The 17,564-nt window shown below is 63.9% G+C and carries 19 protein-coding genes; 6 read left to right on the forward strand and 13 right to left on the reverse strand.

Features of this window, described 5'->3' with window-relative positions; genetic code table 11:
- Window positions 1-644 (forward strand): type II CAAX prenyl endopeptidase Rce1 family protein (locus VIR09_RS22175; protein ID WP_332014804.1); only part of this gene is annotated, 644 nt, incomplete at its 5' end.
- 97 nt (window positions 645-741) lie between these two features.
- Window positions 742-1,833: a redox-regulated ATPase YchF gene (ychF, locus tag VIR09_RS22180; RefSeq protein ID WP_332014805.1), complete on the forward strand. Its 1,092-nt coding sequence runs from the start codon at window positions 742-744 to the stop codon at window positions 1,831-1,833.
- Between the two features lie 86 nt (window positions 1,834-1,919).
- Here the strand turns inward: ychF and VIR09_RS22185 are convergent, their stop codons facing one another.
- Together VIR09_RS22185 and VIR09_RS22190 are read right to left on the reverse strand one after the other, a co-directional pair.
- Window positions 1,920-2,153, reverse strand: a complete 234-nt coding sequence (locus VIR09_RS22185; RefSeq protein ID WP_414639453.1) for a LysR family transcriptional regulator — start codon at window positions 2,151-2,153, stop codon at window positions 1,920-1,922.
- Between the two features lie 9 nt (window positions 2,154-2,162).
- On the reverse strand, window positions 2,163-3,692 hold the full coding sequence (locus tag VIR09_RS22190) for an MFS transporter (RefSeq protein WP_332014806.1): 1,530 nt from the start codon (window positions 3,690-3,692) through the stop codon (window positions 2,163-2,165).
- Window positions 3,693-3,862: 170 nt separating this feature from the next.
- On the opposite strand from VIR09_RS22190, the gene VIR09_RS22195 reads away from it, so the two are divergent.
- Complete coding sequence (locus VIR09_RS22195; protein WP_332014807.1) at window positions 3,863-4,753, forward strand: LysR family transcriptional regulator; 891 nt, start codon at window positions 3,863-3,865, stop codon at window positions 4,751-4,753.
- Between the two features lie 27 nt (window positions 4,754-4,780).
- On the opposite strand, the gene VIR09_RS22200 is transcribed toward VIR09_RS22195, so the two are convergent.
- From VIR09_RS22200 to VIR09_RS22220, 5 genes are all read right to left on the reverse strand, one after another.
- Entirely contained in the window at window positions 4,781-5,158 is a 378-nt protein-coding gene (locus VIR09_RS22200; protein WP_332014808.1) for an SH3 domain-containing protein, read from the reverse strand.
- 36 nt (window positions 5,159-5,194) lie between these two features.
- A complete protein-coding gene (locus VIR09_RS22205) occupies window positions 5,195-5,950 on the reverse strand; it encodes a sulfite exporter TauE/SafE family protein (protein WP_332014809.1) in 756 nt (251 codons plus the stop codon).
- 110 nt (window positions 5,951-6,060) lie between these two features.
- Window positions 6,061-6,693, reverse strand: coding sequence for a 4-carboxy-4-hydroxy-2-oxoadipate aldolase/oxaloacetate decarboxylase (locus VIR09_RS22210; protein WP_332014810.1), 633 nt, complete (start codon window positions 6,691-6,693; stop codon window positions 6,061-6,063).
- A 1-nt stretch (window position 6,694) separates the two neighbouring features.
- On the reverse strand, window positions 6,695-7,675 hold the full coding sequence (locus VIR09_RS22215) for a tripartite tricarboxylate transporter substrate binding protein (RefSeq protein WP_332014811.1): 981 nt from the start codon (window positions 7,673-7,675) through the stop codon (window positions 6,695-6,697).
- Between the two features lie 37 nt (window positions 7,676-7,712).
- A complete protein-coding gene (locus tag VIR09_RS22220; protein ID WP_332014812.1) occupies window positions 7,713-8,393 on the reverse strand; it encodes an RraA family protein in 681 nt (226 codons plus the stop codon).
- A gap of 104 nt (window positions 8,394-8,497) precedes the next feature.
- Here VIR09_RS22220 and VIR09_RS22225 point away from each other — a divergent pair, with 104 nt between their 5' ends.
- The gene (locus tag VIR09_RS22225; protein ID WP_332014813.1) at window positions 8,498-9,394 is read left to right on the forward strand and encodes a LysR family transcriptional regulator; all 897 of its coding nucleotides are present in this window, start codon (window positions 8,498-8,500) and stop codon (window positions 9,392-9,394) included.
- Between the two features lie 46 nt (window positions 9,395-9,440).
- Here VIR09_RS22225 and VIR09_RS22230 read toward each other — a convergent pair whose 3' ends face one another.
- Both VIR09_RS22230 and VIR09_RS22235 read right to left on the reverse strand, forming a co-directional pair.
- Complete coding sequence (locus VIR09_RS22230) at window positions 9,441-9,890, reverse strand: MarR family transcriptional regulator (RefSeq protein WP_332014814.1); 450 nt, start codon at window positions 9,888-9,890, stop codon at window positions 9,441-9,443.
- Between the two features lie 3 nt (window positions 9,891-9,893).
- The gene (locus VIR09_RS22235; protein WP_332014815.1) at window positions 9,894-11,492 is read right to left on the reverse strand and encodes an MDR family MFS transporter; all 1,599 of its coding nucleotides are present in this window, start codon (window positions 11,490-11,492) and stop codon (window positions 9,894-9,896) included.
- 395 nt (window positions 11,493-11,887) lie between these two features.
- On the opposite strand from VIR09_RS22235, the gene VIR09_RS22240 reads away from it, so the two are divergent.
- Both VIR09_RS22240 and VIR09_RS22245 read left to right on the forward strand, forming a co-directional pair.
- The gene (locus VIR09_RS22240; RefSeq protein WP_332014816.1) at window positions 11,888-14,407 is read left to right on the forward strand and encodes an AsmA family protein; all 2,520 of its coding nucleotides are present in this window, start codon (window positions 11,888-11,890) and stop codon (window positions 14,405-14,407) included.
- The gene (locus VIR09_RS22245; RefSeq protein ID WP_332014817.1) at window positions 14,404-14,790 is read left to right on the forward strand and encodes an MOSC N-terminal beta barrel domain-containing protein; all 387 of its coding nucleotides are present in this window, start codon (window positions 14,404-14,406) and stop codon (window positions 14,788-14,790) included. The genes VIR09_RS22240 and VIR09_RS22245 overlap by 4 nt, the downstream gene beginning before the upstream one ends.
- A gap of 10 nt (window positions 14,791-14,800) precedes the next feature.
- On the opposite strand, the gene VIR09_RS22250 is transcribed toward VIR09_RS22245, so the two are convergent.
- The 4 genes from VIR09_RS22250 to rsmD all read right to left on the reverse strand — a co-directional run bounded on the left by VIR09_RS22250 (window position 14,801) and on the right by rsmD (window position 17,526).
- Window positions 14,801-16,024, reverse strand: coding sequence for a benzoate/H(+) symporter BenE family transporter (locus tag VIR09_RS22250; RefSeq protein WP_332014818.1), 1,224 nt, complete (start codon window positions 16,022-16,024; stop codon window positions 14,801-14,803).
- Window positions 16,021-16,272: a YfhL family 4Fe-4S dicluster ferredoxin gene (locus VIR09_RS22255; RefSeq protein ID WP_332014819.1), complete on the reverse strand. Its 252-nt coding sequence runs from the start codon at window positions 16,270-16,272 to the stop codon at window positions 16,021-16,023. Before VIR09_RS22255 ends, VIR09_RS22250 begins: the two co-directional genes overlap by 4 nt.
- A gap of 125 nt (window positions 16,273-16,397) precedes the next feature.
- Entirely contained in the window at window positions 16,398-16,901 is a 504-nt protein-coding gene (gene coaD, locus VIR09_RS22260; RefSeq protein WP_173145623.1) for a pantetheine-phosphate adenylyltransferase, read from the reverse strand.
- A 58-nt stretch (window positions 16,902-16,959) separates the two neighbouring features.
- On the reverse strand, window positions 16,960-17,526 hold the full coding sequence (rsmD, locus tag VIR09_RS22265) for a 16S rRNA (guanine(966)-N(2))-methyltransferase RsmD (protein ID WP_332014820.1): 567 nt from the start codon (window positions 17,524-17,526) through the stop codon (window positions 16,960-16,962).
- Between the last annotated feature and the right edge of the window lie 38 nt (window positions 17,527-17,564).

The raw sequence follows: 17,564 nt of genomic DNA on the forward strand, positions 1-17,564 counted from the left end.
CCGACTGGTGGCCGGGCCTGGGGCCGGGCCGCCTGCTGGCCTGGGCCGCGCTGCTGTGGGCTGTGAACCTGTTCGCGCTGGGGCCTGTCGCCGTGGCCGCGGCTGGCCTGGGTGGCGTCACGCATCGGCTCGATCCCGCCAACATCCCCTGGCTGACCGCGGTGATCTGGGCGCCGCTGGTGGAAGAGATACTGTTTCGCTACGGCCTACGGCGGCCCAGACAGGCGCTGTGGCTGATCCCGGCGATGGTGCCCGTGGTGCTGTGGGGGCCGAAGGTCTGGACCGGCCTGTTGCTGGCCGCATTCGTGATCCTGGCATGCTGGGGCGCGCGCCAGCGCGCCGAACCACTGCAAGGCTGGGACACCACCTGGCGGCGCTATTACCTGAAGCACTTCGGCCTGGTGTTCCACCTGGTCGCGCTGAGCTTCGCCGCGGTGCACCTGACCAATTTCGTCTACAGCAAGACGCCGTACTGGCTGCTGCCCTTGCTGGTGCTGCCGCAGTGGCTGACGGGTCTGGTGCTGGGCTGGATGCGCGTCAGGCGCGGAATCGGCTCGGCCATCCTGCTGCACTCCGCGTTCAACGCTGGCCCCATTTTGATGATCTGGATCATCATGCGCTGGGTTCCCGCCGCCGCGGCCTAACCGGGGCCGCAACGGCGGCCGAGCCGGCAGGGCTCGATCCCCCAGCCGGGGTAAACTAGAACGTTAACGATCAATACCGTACTTACACAGGATTCCCATGGCTCTGCAATGCGGCATCGTCGGCCTGCCCAACGTAGGCAAATCGACACTCTTCAACGCTCTGACCCGCGCCGGCATCGCCGCCGAGAATTATCCGTTCTGCACCATCGAACCCAACGTCGGTGTGGTCGAAGTGCCGGATCCGCGCCTGCAGAAGCTGGCTGAAATCGTCAAGCCCGAACGCATTCTGTCCGCCACCGTCGAATTCGTCGACATCGCGGGCCTGGTCGCCGGCGCGAGCAAGGGCGAAGGCCTGGGCAACCAGTTCCTCTCGCACATCCGCGAAACCGACGCCATCGTCAACGTGGTGCGCTGCTTTGAAGACCCCAACGTGATCCACGTGGCGGGAAAGATCGACCCTATCGCCGACATCGAAGTCATCGAAACCGAGCTGGCGCTGGCCGACATGCAAACCGCCGAAAAGGCGTTGCATCGTCACCAGAAGACCGCGCGTTCCGGCGACAAGGAATCGCAGCGCATCGTGGCCGTGCTGGAAAAGTGCGTGGCCCAGCTGAACGAAGCCAAGCCTATCCGCGCACTGGACCTCTCGCCCGAAGAGCAGGCCGACATCGCCCAGCTCTGCTTCATCACCGCCAAGCGCGCGATGTACGTGGGCAACGTGGCCGACGACGGCTTCACCAACAATCCGCTGCTGGACCGCCTGACCGAATTCGCCGCCGCGCGCAACGCGCCCGTGGTCGCGATCTGCGCCGCCATCGAATCCGAAATCGTCGACCTCGACGATGCCGACCGCCAGGCCTTCCTGTCGGACATGGGCATGGAAGAACCCGGCCTGAACCGCCTGATCCGCGCCGCCTTCAAGCTGCTGGGCCTGCAGACCTACTTCACTGCAGGCGTGAAGGAAGTGCGCGCCTGGACCGTGCCGATCGGCGCCACCGCGCCGCAAGCTGCGGGCGTCATCCACACCGACTTCGAACGCGGCTTCATCCGCGCCCAGACGATCGCCTACGAAGACTTCATCACCTACAAGGGTGAGCAGGGCGCCAAGGAAGCGGGCAAGATGCGCGCGGAAGGCAAGGAATACATCGTGCAGGATGGGGACGTGATGAACTTCCTGTTCAACGTCTGACGAATTTTTCGGAACTCAGGAACGTTCGGTAGCGCTTGGTGGATTGAGCAGGCCTTTTGAAATCAAGGGCTTGACAACAGTACGGTCTACTGAGCGTTCCTATTGTTCATCGAAGTCTGAAAAATTCGGGGGTAGCGTTGAGGGTACTCGTGTTCAAACGTGCTGCGTGGTGCCTGCAAACAGCACCGCGCCAGTTCTTTCTCCAACTCTTCTAGGGCGCGCGACAAAGGCGACTGTTCGATGCGCGGCCGCTCGGCAGCGCGGGCAAAGTGCCGTTGTTCGGCCACAGCCAGGGAGCAAAGGAAATGCCTAAATTCCATTGCGATCAGTCATGCCGTCTTTACCCTACCCAACAGCACGAGCACCAGAATTGCCGTCGCTGCCGCAGCGCCAGCCAGAACAAGAAGCTGGAACCGGAATGCGCTTTCGTACACCAGCAACAGCAGTGACTGTCCAGCCGTCGGCAAATGCACGAGGGCGTTCTGTAGATCGCTCATGGCCAATCGGTTCGATGCTCCCACCAAGTCTGCATCCGTCACTTGCCCCAATGTGCCATTCGGCACTAACGCCGCTAGCCCCGAGAGAATGTGAGCAGACAATATGGCCCCCACGGCGGCGATGGCCATCCCGTCGCCGGCCAGGCGTACCGCATTGAAGATTCCCGTCGCCATGCCGGCCCGTTCCCTGGGAACAACGCTCACGGCCAAACCATCCATCAGCCCCCAGGGGAGACCGATTCCGATGCCGATCACCAGCATCGCCAGCAAACGCTCGCTTTGCGTATTGCCGGACAGCGTCAAACCCAGCCAGGCCAGTCCGGCAGCCGCAATGGCGAGGCCAATGCCAGACAGCACGCCGACGTTGATCCAGCGCGTAAGAAGGCCGGCAATGAAGGGCACCACCAACAGCGGCGCAGACAGCGCAATCATCATCTGCCCGGCTGCCAGTGCGCTGTGTCCTTCCGCCCCTATGAATCGGGCTGGAAGCATGACCAGCAGCACGATGTATGCATAGGCCGGCGCAATCGCCAACACCTGCACACCGACGAACCGTGCATTTGCGAACAGCGACAGGTCGAGCATGGGTTTGGCCTGGCGTCGTTCGATGATGACGAAGGCGGCCAGCAACACGGCTGCGCTTGCCAAGCAAGCTAGCACCGAGGCATGGCTCCAACCTCGCTCGGGGGCAAGAATGATGCCGTAGGTGAGCACCGCCAGTCCGGCGGTGAAACTGATGGCGCCGGGCCAATCCAGCCCCGTGGCGTCGGGGTCGCGTGTCTCGCGGGCAAATGGCGCAATGAGTGCGGATGCCAACAAGGCGACCAGCGCCGGTAGATAAAACACCCACTGCCATCCCAGGGTGTCGATCAGCAGTCCGGCCAGGAATGGACCGAATGCCGCTCCGGCGCCGAAAGTCGTGCCGATCAGGCTGAACACGCGGGTGCGGGCATGTCCGTCGAACTCTTGCGTCAGCGCAGCCATCGCGCCCGCAAAGGCTGCTGCCGCGCCCAGGCCCTGAATGAGCCGCAGGATGTCGATCCAGAACACTGACGGCATGAAGGGAATGGCCGCCGTGATCAGGGCAAACAACAGCATGCCCGACAGCCAGATCCGCTTGCGCCCATAGGTGTCGGCCAAGCTACCCGCCGCCAGTGTTGCGCTGCCGTAGGTCAGGATGTAGGCGTTGATGATCCAGGTCAGTTCGACCGCGCTGCCGCCAAGCGCCTGGTTGATGGAGGGCACGACGACGGCGGGACCAGCGATGCTCAACGGAATGACGGCGGCCGTCAGACACCCGGTGACGATCAAGGGGGCTTTACGAATCGTCGCGTCCGACGCGGATGCGGTGGTGGTGCTCATCGGGTATCCCTAAAAAATGGCGAGGCCATGCACGACGCTCTCGAAACGGTGGTTAACGGCAATGTCGTGACGGCCGTATTGAATAATTGATGATACGGAGGAACTATTTATGGAAAAATGGCCCGTAAATCACGATAGACATGACATTTGAGTCATCAATTGGAGCGGCAATGGATAGTCACAGCGGCATGACGATCTTTGTGCAGGTGGCTGATCTACGCAGCTTCGCGGCGGCGGGGCGTCAGTTGGGCATCTCCGCGTCGGCGGTCAGCAAGGGCGTGGCCCGGCTGGAGCAGAAGCTTGGCGTACGCCTATTCCAGCGCAGCACCCGTAGCGTGAGCCTCACCGCAGAAGGCACGCTGTTCCTCGACCGTTGCCGACGCATCCTCTCCGAAATCGCGGCGGCCGAGAATGAGCTGGCCAGCACGACTGCGACCCCGCAAGGCCGACTTCGGGTAAGCCTGCCGCTAGTCAGCGGATTGATGTGGCCGGTGTTGTCGGCCTTTGCCAGCCACTATCCGCAAATTGAACTCGACCTGGATTTCAGCGACCGCTTGGTGGACGTCGTGGACGAAGGTTTCGATGCGGTAGTGCGCACCGGAGAGTTGAGCGATTCCCGCCTGATGAGCAAGCGCCTGGGCATCAGCCGCTTCGTCTGTGTGGGCGCGCCACGCTATTTCGCGCAGCACGGCATGCCCGAACGGCCCGAGGACTTCGTCCAGCACGCTTGCCTGCTGCATCGCATCCCAAGCACCGGCCTGTTGGAAAAATGGCGCTTGCGACGCGGCGGCGAGGACGCCGACATGCGTCCTGCGGCAAGCATGACGAGCAACCACCTTGAGACCTTGCGGCATATGGCCATCCAGGGCCACGGCATCGCCTACCTGCCTGACTTCGCGGTCAAGCAGGCCCTCGATCGCGGAGACCTTGTGACGGTGCTGGACGAATGGGCGGGTTCGTCCAGTACCTTCTGGATATTGTGGCCGTCCAATCGGCAACTGTTGCCCAGGGTACGGGCGTTCGTGGATTTCATCGCTGGGCACCTGTTCCCGGCGGGATAATGTCGGTCGCGGCCGGGTTGGGCTGCATCAGCAGATGGTTTGATCGCACATACGTAAGTTGTCGAGCGGCACCCAGCCCGTCTCTCCGTCCTCAAGCCGGGTCGCCCACACCCATCCATTCAACTCGCGTTCGCCGCGCAGCACTTCACCTTCCGCGACATCCAATTCCTTATTGGTGAAGTCCTCCAGCATCGTGGCGCTGCCGTCGGCATGATGGTCAAGGAATTGCGCCGGCACGAAGCCGGCTTCCTGGTCCGCTGGCGTGCAGTGATACCAGTCGGGCCAGCCCTCGGGCCCATCGTATCGTTCGCCGACGGCGACGCGATCTCCCTTGCGCACCCGCATGGGCTCGGGAAATTCGCTCGCATGGGACTGGATGACGAGGTAGCGCCGGTCGGGATTCATGGATGTTGCCTGTCTGTGTTGCTGCTATGGCTGGAACTATGCCACGCGTTCAAGCAACCGCGGCACCGCCGATGCCAGCAAGGCAACGCCGGATGCTGTCAGCAACCCCAGTACGATCTGCCGGAAACGCGCCTCGCTGATGCCTATGTAAAGCTTCGCGCCCAACAGCACCGGCACCAGCATGGAGGCGGCAACGATGGCGAACATGGGCAGCATGGCGCGCGTGACGATGCCGGTCGCCAGATACGTGCCCATGGTCACCAACAGCATGGACAGGTTGAAGTTCTGGATGATGGCGCGTTGCGCGTCCTTGTCGAAGCCGCGCAGGGTGCACCACAAGGTGGGCAGCGTGCCGGTGAAGCCGCCGATGCCGCCCAGCACGCCGCCGGCCATGCCGACGGCCGCATCTGCGGCGCGGCCGCCCGCGGAGATCTTGGGAAGATTCTTGGCGTACAGCATGGCAGGGCACCAGATCACCAGCAGGGCGCCGAGTATGGTCTTGAACCAGTCCATGTCCAGGCGCGGCAGCAGCGCCACGCCCAGCGGAATGCCGAACAGGCCGCCGATCACGAAAGGCAGCAGTCGCCGCAGGTCGAAGCCGCGGCGCACGGTAATGGCGGCGAGGATCTGCCCGACCAGGGCGCCAAAGGCCGCGAGCGTCGCGGCCAGGCGCGGGTCCAGTACCCAGGCCCAGAACGACATCGCCACCAGGCCGAAGGCAAAGCCCGACAGGCCTTGCACGAAACCCGCGACGACCGCGCCGAGGGTGACCACCAGATATACAGAATCCATTGCCGTCCTTTTCATGGCGTGTACGGAAAGGTTCTGTATTCTGGGCGATCTTCGTCCCTGGGAAATCTTGTTTTCCTATGGGCCGATACCGCGGGTCTTATGGTTGAGGCTTATTCCAGACCGAGTCTGCGCAGGGTGTCAGTCAAGCCCAGCAGCTCGGTAGTGAAGACGCCTTGCTCGATCGCTTTGCGCTGTCCAGCTTCTTTCTCTTCGCGGGCGAGGCTGCGGGCGATGGTCTGTTCCAATTCGCTCTGGGGAATAACGGCTACGCCGTCGCGGTCCGCGACGATGTAGTCGCCGGGATGAATGGTGACGTCGCCTATGCTGACCGGCACGTTGATCCGGCCTGGCTGGAATTTGCCGGTGCCCTTGATCGACAGGCCGCGGCAGAACACCGGGAAGCCAAGTTCGATGATCAGGTTCGCGTCGCGCACGCAGCCGTTGATGAGCAGGCCGGCGATGCCAACCTGCATGGCTTGCAATGTCAGCACGTCACCCCAGGGGCCGGCTTCCATGAAGGCCTTGGCATCGACCACGAGGACGTCGCCAGGACGGGCCTTCTGGACGGCATAGTGCAGCATGAGGTTGTCGGCGGGGCGACAGTCGACGGTGAAGGCTGGTCCGGCAAGTCGCACGGTCGGGTCGATGGGTTTGATGCCGTGGTCCAGCGCACCCTTGGCGCCCTGCGCTTCGTAGACGGTGGCGGCGCCTAGTTGGCGCAAGGTGGCAAGCAGGTTCGTCATGTCAGTCCACCTTTGCGCCGGTGCGTTTGACCAGCGATTCCCAGTAGGGCAATTCTTTGGCGATGAAGCCCGCGAATTGTTCGGGCGTGCCGGCTACGTCATCCGATCCCATTTCGTCCAGGTTCTTGGCCAGCGCAGGGCTCTTCAATGTTTTCACGATGCCCTGGTTAAGCCGCTGGACTAGAGCCGCAGGCGTTTGCGCGGGGGCGAAAATGCCATACCAGTTCTCGATCACGAAACTGGCATGGCCGAGCTCCTTCATGGTCGGCACGTCCGGCAGGCCCTTTGAGCGGGTCTCTCCGGTGGTGGCCAGCGCGCGGATGCGGCCTGAACCCAGCTGCGGTGCGATAGCGGTGGTGGTTTCGAAGGCCACGGGCACCTGGCCCGCGATTACGTCGGCCAGGGCCGGACCCTGGCCGCGATAGGGGATATGCGTCATGTCGAGCTTCATATCGAGCTTGAGCATCTCTCCCATCAGGTGTTGAGGGCTGCCGCTGCCACCGGACGCGAAATTGAATTCGCCTGGCTTGCTACGGATCAGCGCGAAAAGTTCGCTGGCAGTCTTCACGGGCACGCCGGCGTTGACGTATAGCACCAGCGGGACTGCGGCCACTTCGGCGACCGGCGCTAGCGTGCTGACCGGGTCGTTGCGCAGCTTGTACAGGTTGCGGTTGATGACGACGCCGGTGTTGTTGCCCAAGAGCAGCGTGCAGCCGTCCGGCGCGGCGGTGGTGACGTACTGGGTGCCTATGTTGCTGCTGGCGCCGCCCTTGTTTTCGACGATCACGTTGGTGCCGAGTTCGTCGGCCAAGCCGGGTGCGATCAGGCGCGCCAGGATGTCAGTGGTACCGCCCGGGGGATAGGGCGAAATGATTTTGACCAGCTGGCAGGGATATGGGTCTTGCGCCAGCGCGGGGGCGGTCACCGCTGCGGCCGCCAGGCCGAAGGTTGCTGCGCACAGCGTGCGGGTGATGGACATCATGTCTCCTTGGATTATGTAGTTGTTATTCGAGCCAGCATCAGGTGAGCTTGGCCGGCGAACGCTGCAGCGTGTGGTAGCCGAACTGCCTGCGCGCTTCGATCAGCGGCATGCCGCCAAGCGCGGCCTCCAGAATCCGGTTTTCCAACGCGCGCGTTTCCAGGGCCTTGGTCAGCACTTCCTGCATGCGTCCGCGAGGCACCACCACGATGCCGTCGGCATCACCGATCAGCAGATCTCCAGGACATACGCGCACGTCGCCCAGCGTTACGGGCTCTTCGTAGGCCTGCACTTGCACCCGGTCCTTGCCAGTGCGCATGAAGGCGCCGCGGGCATACAAGGAATAGCCGGCCTCGTCCGCCTCGGCGGTGTCGCGACACACGCCATGCACGACTGTGCCAGCGATATTCTTGTGCGCGGCCAGCCGGCTGAGAATCCCGCCCCATACGGTGCAGTCCATGCGCCCGCCATTGTCCAGAACGGCGACGGCGCCGGGCGCGAGCCGGTCGATGAAGTCACCGACCGTGCCGGGCTGGGCGTGGTCTATCGGTGCGAAGCGGACGGTGTAGGCCAAGCCGAAGAGCCGGGCTGGGCCTGCGATGGGCCGGATACCCAGCGCGCTGCCGGGAAGTTCGTAGTAGTCGAGAGCATCGGATACCTCGGCAGTGGAAAGGCCGCGGGCCAGGCTCAGCCATTCGGGTTCGTGCAAATCGGTAATCAACAGAATCTCCAGGTTCCGGCGCGTCGATATATGCGTGTGATCCCATGTTCAGCTAATGAAAAGTGGAAAGCAATCAGTCGATTTTGAGCGTAAGATCAATTTCCATGAACCTGAAATCCCTGCAGTTCTTTTGCGAAGTGGTCGAAACCCGCAATGCCAATCTGGCGGCCCAGCGATTGCACGTGGTGCCCACCGCGGTCAGCATGCAGCTGGGGCAATTGGAGGCCATGCTGGGCGCAAAGGTGTTTGACCGCTCTACCCGTCCCATGACGCTCACTCCGCTGGGACGCTTCATCTATCCCAAGGCCAAGGCGCTGCTGGCCGATGCCCAGCGCCTGTTCGACGAAGCGCAGGATATGGCCGCAGGCCATTTCGGCTGGCTCAGCATCGGTTTCACGCGTTCGACCATTTTCTCGGTGCTGCCTGATGCGGTGCGCAAGATGAAGGCCGACCTGCCCAAGGTGCGCATCGACCTGACCGAGATCCTCAGCGAGCACCAAGGGGAGGCGCTACACAGCGGTCTCATCCATGTGGGGCTTTCGCGAACGATGGGAGCGCGTGTCGAAGAGGACGGCCTGGACTACTTTCCGCTGTTCGATGACCCACTCGTTGCGGCAGTGCCGTCCGCGGGCGCGTTTGCCAAACGCAAGCGCCTCAATTCGAATGATCTGGCCGGCATGGCATTTATCAGCTATCCGAAGGACCCGGAAAGCAGTTTCGCCCGTTCGACCATGCAGGCGCTGGAGCAGGCCGGCGCCAAGGTGCGCGTGGGATATGAGGCGAAGGAGATACACACCGCGCTGGGCCTGGTCGCGGCCGGCCTGGGCTATGCGCTGGTCGGCAGGTCAGTGGCGGATGAAAGCCGCAGCGATATCCTGTTTCTGCCTGTCCAGGGATTGACGGCGACGGCTCAGGTGTATGCGGTGCGAGCAAAGGGCGTCTCGCATCGGCTGGCCGACGATTTCATGAAGATCATTGTGGAGCAGTCGGGCGCGCGCTGAAGGTTCGATGCGGCGCATGCGCCCACGCCGCAAACGCCTTGGCTTCTCAGGCCTGCGACGCCTTATCCGCTGCCGCCCGCAGGAAATTCGCCTCCAGCACGCTCAGCACGCGATTCAAGGTATCGATATCCGCGGCCGACAAGCCCTTGAGCGATTCCTCGAAGAAAGCCGCCCGCTTGGGTAGCGCCTCGTCCACCACGGCCTGGCCGGCGGGCGTGAGGTTGGCGTTGGTCAGGCGGTTGTCTTGCGGATCCACTTCGCGCGCGATCCAGCCCATTTTCTCCATGGCCTGCAACTGGCGCGTGAGCGATGCAGGATCGAGCCGGCAACGTTCGGCCAGATGCTTCTGCGAACACTGGCCGCATTCATGCAGCGCCAGCAGGATGCGCCAGCGGGGCAAGGCGTGGCCAACCGTGCTGCTGAACGCGTTCTGCATGCCGCGGTAGGCCTGCCCCATGTGCTGGATGACCTGCAAGCCTTGTTGTTGTTTGGGCAAAAGCTATTCTCCGACGCCGGCCGGCTCTGGTTTGGAGGGGCGGATTAACTGGATCGGCGGCACGCGCCGCACGCACCACAGCGCGAACACGGCGACCGCCAGGGCGATCAACTGCCCTTCGTGGATCGCGCCGACGAGCGCGACGCGCGCGATCTCGATCAGCGAGGTTCCGTCCTGGCCTTGATGCGCCAATTGTGCCAGGAACTGCGTCTGGGCCGCGGGATTGACCAGCATCTGCGGATCGTTCAGTTCGGGCAGCCAGCGGGCGGAGGCGCCGCGCAGCGTGGATTCGACGCCGCTGAAATAGCTGTGGCTGACCATGGTGCCGACGATCGCCGTGCCCAGCATGCCGCCTATCATGCGCAGCGATTGCAGCAGCGCGGTGGCGATGCCCAGGTGGCTGCGGCCGGCGGTCTGCTGCGCGAAGACCGTCAGGTTGGGCATGATGAAGCCCATGCCCAGGCCGGCCATCAGCATATATGCGGCGATGAGCGCATGTGACGTGTAGCTATGGGTGGTAACGATGCCCAGGCACGAGAACGCCATCAGGATGAAGCCCGCGTACAGCATGCAGTTGGGATTGCGGATGCGGGTGATGATGCGACCGTTGATGATGCTGCCCACGGTAATGAAGACCACCATGGGCGTGATGAGCAGGCCCGCATCCTGGGGCGACAGCCCGAAGCCGCCCTGTAGCAGCAGCGGCGCGTAGAACAGCAGCGAGTACATGGTTACGCCCACCAGCAGGGCCAGCGTGAACAGCATGGCCAGGCCGCGGTTGCGGAACATGTCCAGCGGCAGCAGCGGGTGGGGGCAGCGCCGTTCCCACCAGAGCAGCACGGCGAAGGCGACCGCGCTGCCCGCGCCCAGCAGCATGATGGACCCGCTCAGCCCTTCCTTGGGCAGCAATTCGACCAGCAATTGCAGGCTGCCCAGCGCCAGGGCGATGAGCACCGCGCCCTGCCAGTCCAGCCGCACCCGGCCGGACGTGTGGCTGCGCAGGTGCGGCAGATAGCGGGTGACGAACCACAGGCCGAGTATGCCGATGGGCAGGTTGACGTAGAACACCGAGCGCCAGCCGTAGTGCTCCGTCAGTGCGCCGCCCAGGGTCGGGCCCACCGCGTTGGCGATGCCGAAGGCGGAGCTGAGCATGACCTGCCAGCGCAGCCGCACGTGGGGATCGGGAAACAGATCGGGGATGGACGCGAACGCGGTACCCACCAGCATGCCGCCGCCTATGCCTTGCAGGGCGCGGGCCAGGACCAGCGTGAACATGCTGTCGGCCGCGCCGCACAGCACCGAGGCCAGGGTGAACAGCACGATGGCCGCCACTACGAACGGCTTGCGCCCGTAGTAGTCGCCCAGGCGGCCGAAGATGGGCACGGTGATGACGGAGGTCAGCAGGTAAGAGGTCGCTACCCATGCATACAGTTCGAAGCCCCTGAGTTCGGCCACAATGGTTGGAAGCGCGGTGCCGACCACGGTCTGGTCGATCGCGACCATCATCATGACGAAACACATGCCCAGCATGGCGAGCAGAGTCTGGCGGAATGGGAGCACCTGGCCGGGCGAGTGCGGGGTGCTGGGAGCGGGGGCGGACATTATTGGATCTATCAATGATTGATGTATCAATCATTCTAGTCCTACAATCCGCGAGACAGAAAGTTGTCAGGTCCGGGCCGGATTTCGAGGCGCGAGACCGATGGCGATAGGGCTGATTTTGCGCGGCTTTGCCCGGCGGCCCGCGCGAAGCCAGCCTGATTTGTTACGATAGCGCTATCTGTACGCCGGCTTTGCCGGCGTCTTCATCAGGCTTTCCTTGGCAGATTCTCCTTTTTCGGTGCCGCAGCCCCAGGCTCGGCTTGAGATAGGGCACGCCCTGAAAGGCCCATGGCTTCATACGCCGGGTGGTTTTTCCGCCGCTAAAGCACCTTTCGCGCGCCTGGCGCCGCGGACGGCATTCAAGGATTTCCAGTCGAGGTACCGACGGGGCAGCAATGAAAACGTGGTTCAAGCGCATTTTGATAGGCCTGGTAGTGTTGGTTGTCGTGGCCGTCGTTGGCCTGGCCATCTTCTTGCTGACATTCGACCCCAACGCGTACAAGTACAAGCTGGAAGAGCTTGTCCAGCAACGCTACCAACGCACGTTGACGATCGACGGCGAGATCGAGCTGTCGCTCTTTCCGCGTATCGGTCTGTCGGTGCAGGGCGTGTCGCTGTCCGAGCCGGATAGCCCCGAGATTTTCGCTTCCATCGACAGCACCCGCCTCGCGGTTGCCGTGTGGCCGCTGCTGTCCAACAGCTTTGTCGTGGATCACGTGGCCATCACCGGCTTCAAGGCCCGCGTGGTGCGGGACAAGCAGGGCCAATTCAATTTCAGCAATCTCGTGGGCGGCACCGCGCCGATCACGGCGGTGCCCGCCAATCCCGCCGAAGCCTTGGCGGGCGCGGCGCAGAGCGCGGTACAAGCCATCGCCAACGGCAACCTGCCGCAGCCGCGCAACAACATGCAGATCGACATCGCCGGGCTGGACCTGAAGGATGGCCAGGTGCAGTTGCAGGATGCCATCACGGGCATGGCGGTGGCGGTTACCAAGATCAACGCCAACACCGGCCGCGTCACCTTCAATCAGCCGTTTGACGTACGCATGACCGCGCGCGTCGAGGGCGGCGATCCGCGCGTCGACGCCAATCTGACCGGTCAGGCCCTGCTGACGCTGGATCCGTCCGCCAAGCGCTATGCGGCGCAGAAGCTGGACCTGCGCATGGACGGCAAGCTGCCGGGCGCCGAGGCCAAGAGCCTGGCCATACGCGGCAATCTGGCCTTCAACGGGCAGAAATCGGCGCTCGATATCGCCGGCCTGGAGGTCGTGTTCCAGGGTGACGTCACCGATCCCGCGGTGCGGGCCACCAATGTGGACGCCAGTGTCGCGATCCCCAAGCTGGCGATCGACCCGCACAAGAGCCAGTTGCAGATCGAGAAGCTGGCCATTCGCGCCAAGGGCGGGGTGGCCGACGGTCCCTTCGAATTCGCCGTGGACGCGCCTGCACTCAATATTTCTCCGGCTTCGGCCACGGGCGAAGCGCTGACCGGCCGCGTGCGCATCAGCGGCCTGGACGCGAGCTTCGGCCTGAACGGCATCAGCGGCAACGCCGGCGAACTGGATATCAAGGAAGCCAAGCTGGACAGCACTTCCAAGAACGGCGAACGGATCGTCAAGCTGAATTTCGCCTCGCCGCTGTCCCTTAACCTGCTTCAGCGCAGCGGCGGCCTTTCCGGCCTGCGCGGCGACGTCAACATTACCGATCCCGGATTGCCCAAGGGCAGCCTGCAGATCCCGGTGATTGGCAGCGTCACGGCGGACCTGTTGAAGGATCAGGCCACCAGCAAGATCAACGCGGTACTGGAAGGCGGCAAGTTCGACCTGAGCGCGGACATTACCAAGCTGAGCGATTCGCCGAAGGTGAATTTCGCGCTGGTGGTGGACACGCTGGACCTGGACAAGCTGGTGCCGCCCGCGGCGGCAACGCCTGCGCAGCCTGCGGCCAAGCCGCCTGCCGAAGCCAAGAAGGACGAAGGCAAGCCGGCGCAACCCGCCCCGGCGCCGGCTGCGTCCAAACCGGTCGACGATACGATCGATCTGTCGGCGTTGATCGGTCCCAGCGTCAACGGCACCATCAAGGTTGGCAAGCTGGTCGTGCGCGGCCTGAAGGCCGATGACGTCGGCGCCGCGGTCAAGCTGGACAAGGGCAAGCTGGACATTTCGAGCCTGACGGCGGGCCTGTATGGCGGCAAGCTGGCGGGTACCCTGTCGGTGGACGCCGCGCAGGGCAACCAGTTGGCCACCAAGATGTCGTTGGCCGGCATCGCCATCGAACCGTTCCTGATGGACTTGGCGCGCCAGAACGTGCTGAGCGGCACGGGCAGCCTCGCGGTGGACCTGAAGACGGCTGGCGCCAACGCCTATGCCATGAAGAACGGCCTGGGCGGCACCATGCAATTGCGCCTGCGCGATGGCGCGGTCAAGGGCATCAACCTCACGCAGACGCTGCGCGAGCTGAAGGCCGCCTTCAAGCCGGAATCGCAGAACGAAACCGTCGCCTCCGACACCAGCAAGCAGACAGAATTCTCCGAGATGGACGCGGACCTGGCTTTCACCAAGGGTGTGGCTGCCGTCAAGCGTCTGAACGTGGTGTCGCCCCTGCTGCGGGTGACGCAAGGAGAACCGGCCACCATAGACTTCGTCAAGAGCGAGCTGGACCTGGTGGCGCGCGCGCGCGTCGTCAATCCGGCTGCCGATCCGGAAGGCAAGGAACTGATAGACCTGAAGGACGTGACCATCCCTGTGCACGTCAAAGGGCCGTTCGACAAGCCGACCTACACCGTGCTCTGGAAGGACGCCATCGGCGGCATTCTCCAGCGCAGCCTGGAAAACAAGCTGCGCGAGGCGGTGACGGGCAAGGGCAAGGGCGGCGCGGCCGTCGACAAAGCCCTGAAGGGGTTGCTGGGCAAATGAACGCCGGACACTTCCAACCCGTGGCCGAGTGCGGCGTCACCGCACAGGCCGAGGCCGCTGGCTATCACCGGCAATGGCTGGTCGCCAACGATTCCGGGCAGTGGCTGAACCGCGCCCTGTGTCCGCGGCTGGCCGAGGTCTCGGTCGAACTGCGGCTGGGCTACCTGGTGCTGAAGGCGCCGGGCATGCTGCGCATGGACATTCCGCTGGACGTCATCGAAGACGACGATAGCGTGCGTTACAGCATGAAGGTGGGCGAGCAGGTGGTCGACGTGATCGACGAAGGGGAACTGGCTGCGGCCTGGATCTCCAACTTTGTGCAGGTGCCTTGCCGCATCATGAAAGTGCACCCCGACACGCCCGTGGCCGCCTGGCCGGCCTGAGCAGGCCGCCTCAGGCCTGCGTGCCCGAGCGCTTGAACTCAAATGCGACGTGGGCCAGAAGGCCCGCCAGCAGGCCCCAGAAGGCCGATCCGATGCCCCAGAAACTGAAGCCCGAGGCCGTGGCGAGCAGCGTGATGAGCGCGGCTTCGCGGCGTTGCGGGTTGGCCATGGCCGCTGCCATGCCGCCCATGATGGTGCCCAGCAGCGCCAGCCCGGCCAGCGCGGCCAGCAGGGCGGCGGGCAAGGCCTGGAAGAACACGGCCACGGCGCCGGCCACGACGCTCAGCACGACATAGCCCAGGCCGTAGGTGGCGGCGGCGATATACCGCTTGGACGGATCCGCGTGCGCTTCGGGGCCGGTGCAGATGGCTGCGCTGATGGCGCCCATCGTGACGCTGTGCGCGCCAAAGGGCGCGGCCAGCAGGCCCAGCAGGCCGGTGGCCGCCACCAGGCGCGAGGCCGGCGGCTGATAGCCGGCGGCTTGCAGGATGGCCAGGCCGGGCAGGTTCTGCGACGCCATTGCGACGACGAAGAGCGGAATGCCCAGGCTGACCGCGGCCTGCGCGCTGAAGGCCGGCGTGGTCCATACGAATTCGGTGAGGCGCCAGTCCAGCAGGTCCAGCTGGATCAGGTTCAGGCCGAAGGCGATGGCGATGGCCACCAGCATGACGACCAGCACCGCGTAGCGCGGCGCCCAGCGCCGGCACAGCAGATAGGCGGCGCACATCGCCAGCACCAGTGCGGGTTGCTGCTTGATGTTGCTGAAGACGCCCATGCCGAAATTGAGCAGTACGCCCGCCAGCATGGCTGCGGCGATTTCGCCCGGGATGCGCCGCAGGATGGGATCGATCCACCCGAACAGGCCGCAGGCCAGCGTCAGTGCGGCCGCGAGGATGAAGGCGCCGATGGCTTCATTGAAGGGAACGCCTGCCAGCGCGGTGACCAGCAGGGCCGCGCCGGGCGTGGACCAGGCCATGACGATGGGCAAGCCCGTGCGCAGACTGTATACCGCGCCGCCGAGGCCGAACGCGAGACTGAGCGAACCGATCCACGACCCGATGTGGGTGGAATCCAGGCCGGCGGTATGGCCGGCTTGCACCATCAGCACGGCGGTGCCGCCGAAGCTGACCAGGACGGCGACCAGACCGGCGGCGATGGCCGACGCGGACAGGTCGCGGCGGGCTTGGTGGCGGGAAGGAGGAAGGTCGATGCTGGGCTGCGCGGCGTCGCTCATGCGGCACCGGTCAGGCGGCGGTACTTGGCCATGAGCTGTTCCTGGCCTTCATGCCATTGCGGGTGCAGTTCGATGCACTCCACCGGGCATACCACCTTGCATTGCGGCTCGTCGTGGTGGCCCACGCATTCGGTGCACCGGTCGGGGTCGATGATGTAATAGTCCTCGCCCATGGAGATTGCTTCGTTCGGGCACTGGGGCTCGCAAACGTCGCAATTGATGCATTCTTCAGTGATGGTCAGGGCCATGGCGGGCTACGGTATGGGGCGGGTAGGGCTAGGCGCATTGTACCGCCGTCGCCCGCCCGGGCGGCGCAGCGCAAGAAGGGCGCTGTGCGCGCCCTTCGAGGGTGGAGCAAATACCGGCTGCGGGTTCAGCCCGGCCAGGACTGTTCGCGGCGTTCCTTGGCCTTTTCCTGGAGCCAGCGCTCGACCGATGGAAACACGAATTTGCTCACGTCGCCGCCCAACTGGGCGATTTCGCGCACGATGGTGCCAGAGATGAACTGGTACTGGTCCGAGGGCGTCATGAACAGCGTTTCGACGTCGGGCAACAGATGGCGGTTCATGCCGGCCATCTGGAATTCGTATTCGAAGTCGGACACGGCGCGCAGGCCGCGCACGATGACGCGGCCGTTCTGGTCGCGCACGAAGTCCTTGAGCAGGCCGGCGAAGCTTTGCACTTCCACGTTGGGATAGTGGCCCAGCACTTCGCGCGCGATTTCCACGCGTTCGTCGATGCTGAAGAAGGGCTTCTTGTTGCGGCTGATGGCGATACCCACCACGACCTTGTCGAAAAGCGTGGCGGCACGGCGGACCAGGTCTTCGTGGCCTCTGGTCAGCGGGTCGAAAGTGCCAGGATATACAGCGATGATCATGCGAGCTCCGTACCGTTATTAGTGGTGTACACCATCCTCCGAAGCTCGGATTATTGACCTATTTGCGCAATGCAGCAAATTCCAGCAGGTGGTAGTGGACCGCGCCTGCCTTGTCCTGCCGCAAGATCGTGAATCCTTCAGGGGCTTCGATGGGGCTTTCCGCCTCTACGTAGACTAGCCCATGCTCGGTCAGAATGCCCGGCAGAATCGGCCACAGGCGCGGCAGCCAGTCCTGGCCGAAAGGAGGATCCAGCAAAATCAGGTCAAATCGGGACGCATCCATGCGCTCGGCGACCTGCATGGCGTCGCCCACGTGGATGCGTATCATGTCGGCTTTGAGCTTGTCGCGCAGTGTCCGCAGCGCGGACGCGGCGGTCTTGTCCCGCTCGACCATCTGCACATGCGCTACGCCGCGCGAGGCCGCCTCGAAGCCCAGGGCGCCGCTGCCGGCGAACAGATCCAGCACCTGCTTGTCGGCGAAATCGCCGCCCCACAGGTGATTGAGCCAGTTGAACAGTGTCTCGCGCACCCGGTCGGGCGTGGGGCGCAGCGTCTCCACGTCGGGTACGGCAATGGGGGTGCGTCTGTATTGGCCCCCGACGATACGAATATACTTGTTACCCATGTTTAGCCGCTTCTTCAAGAAAAAATCCCCACCGCCCG

This window comes from Achromobacter sp. (assembly GCF_036567245.1).
In the GTDB taxonomy this organism is placed as follows: domain Bacteria; phylum Pseudomonadota; class Gammaproteobacteria; order Burkholderiales; family Burkholderiaceae_B; genus Achromobacter.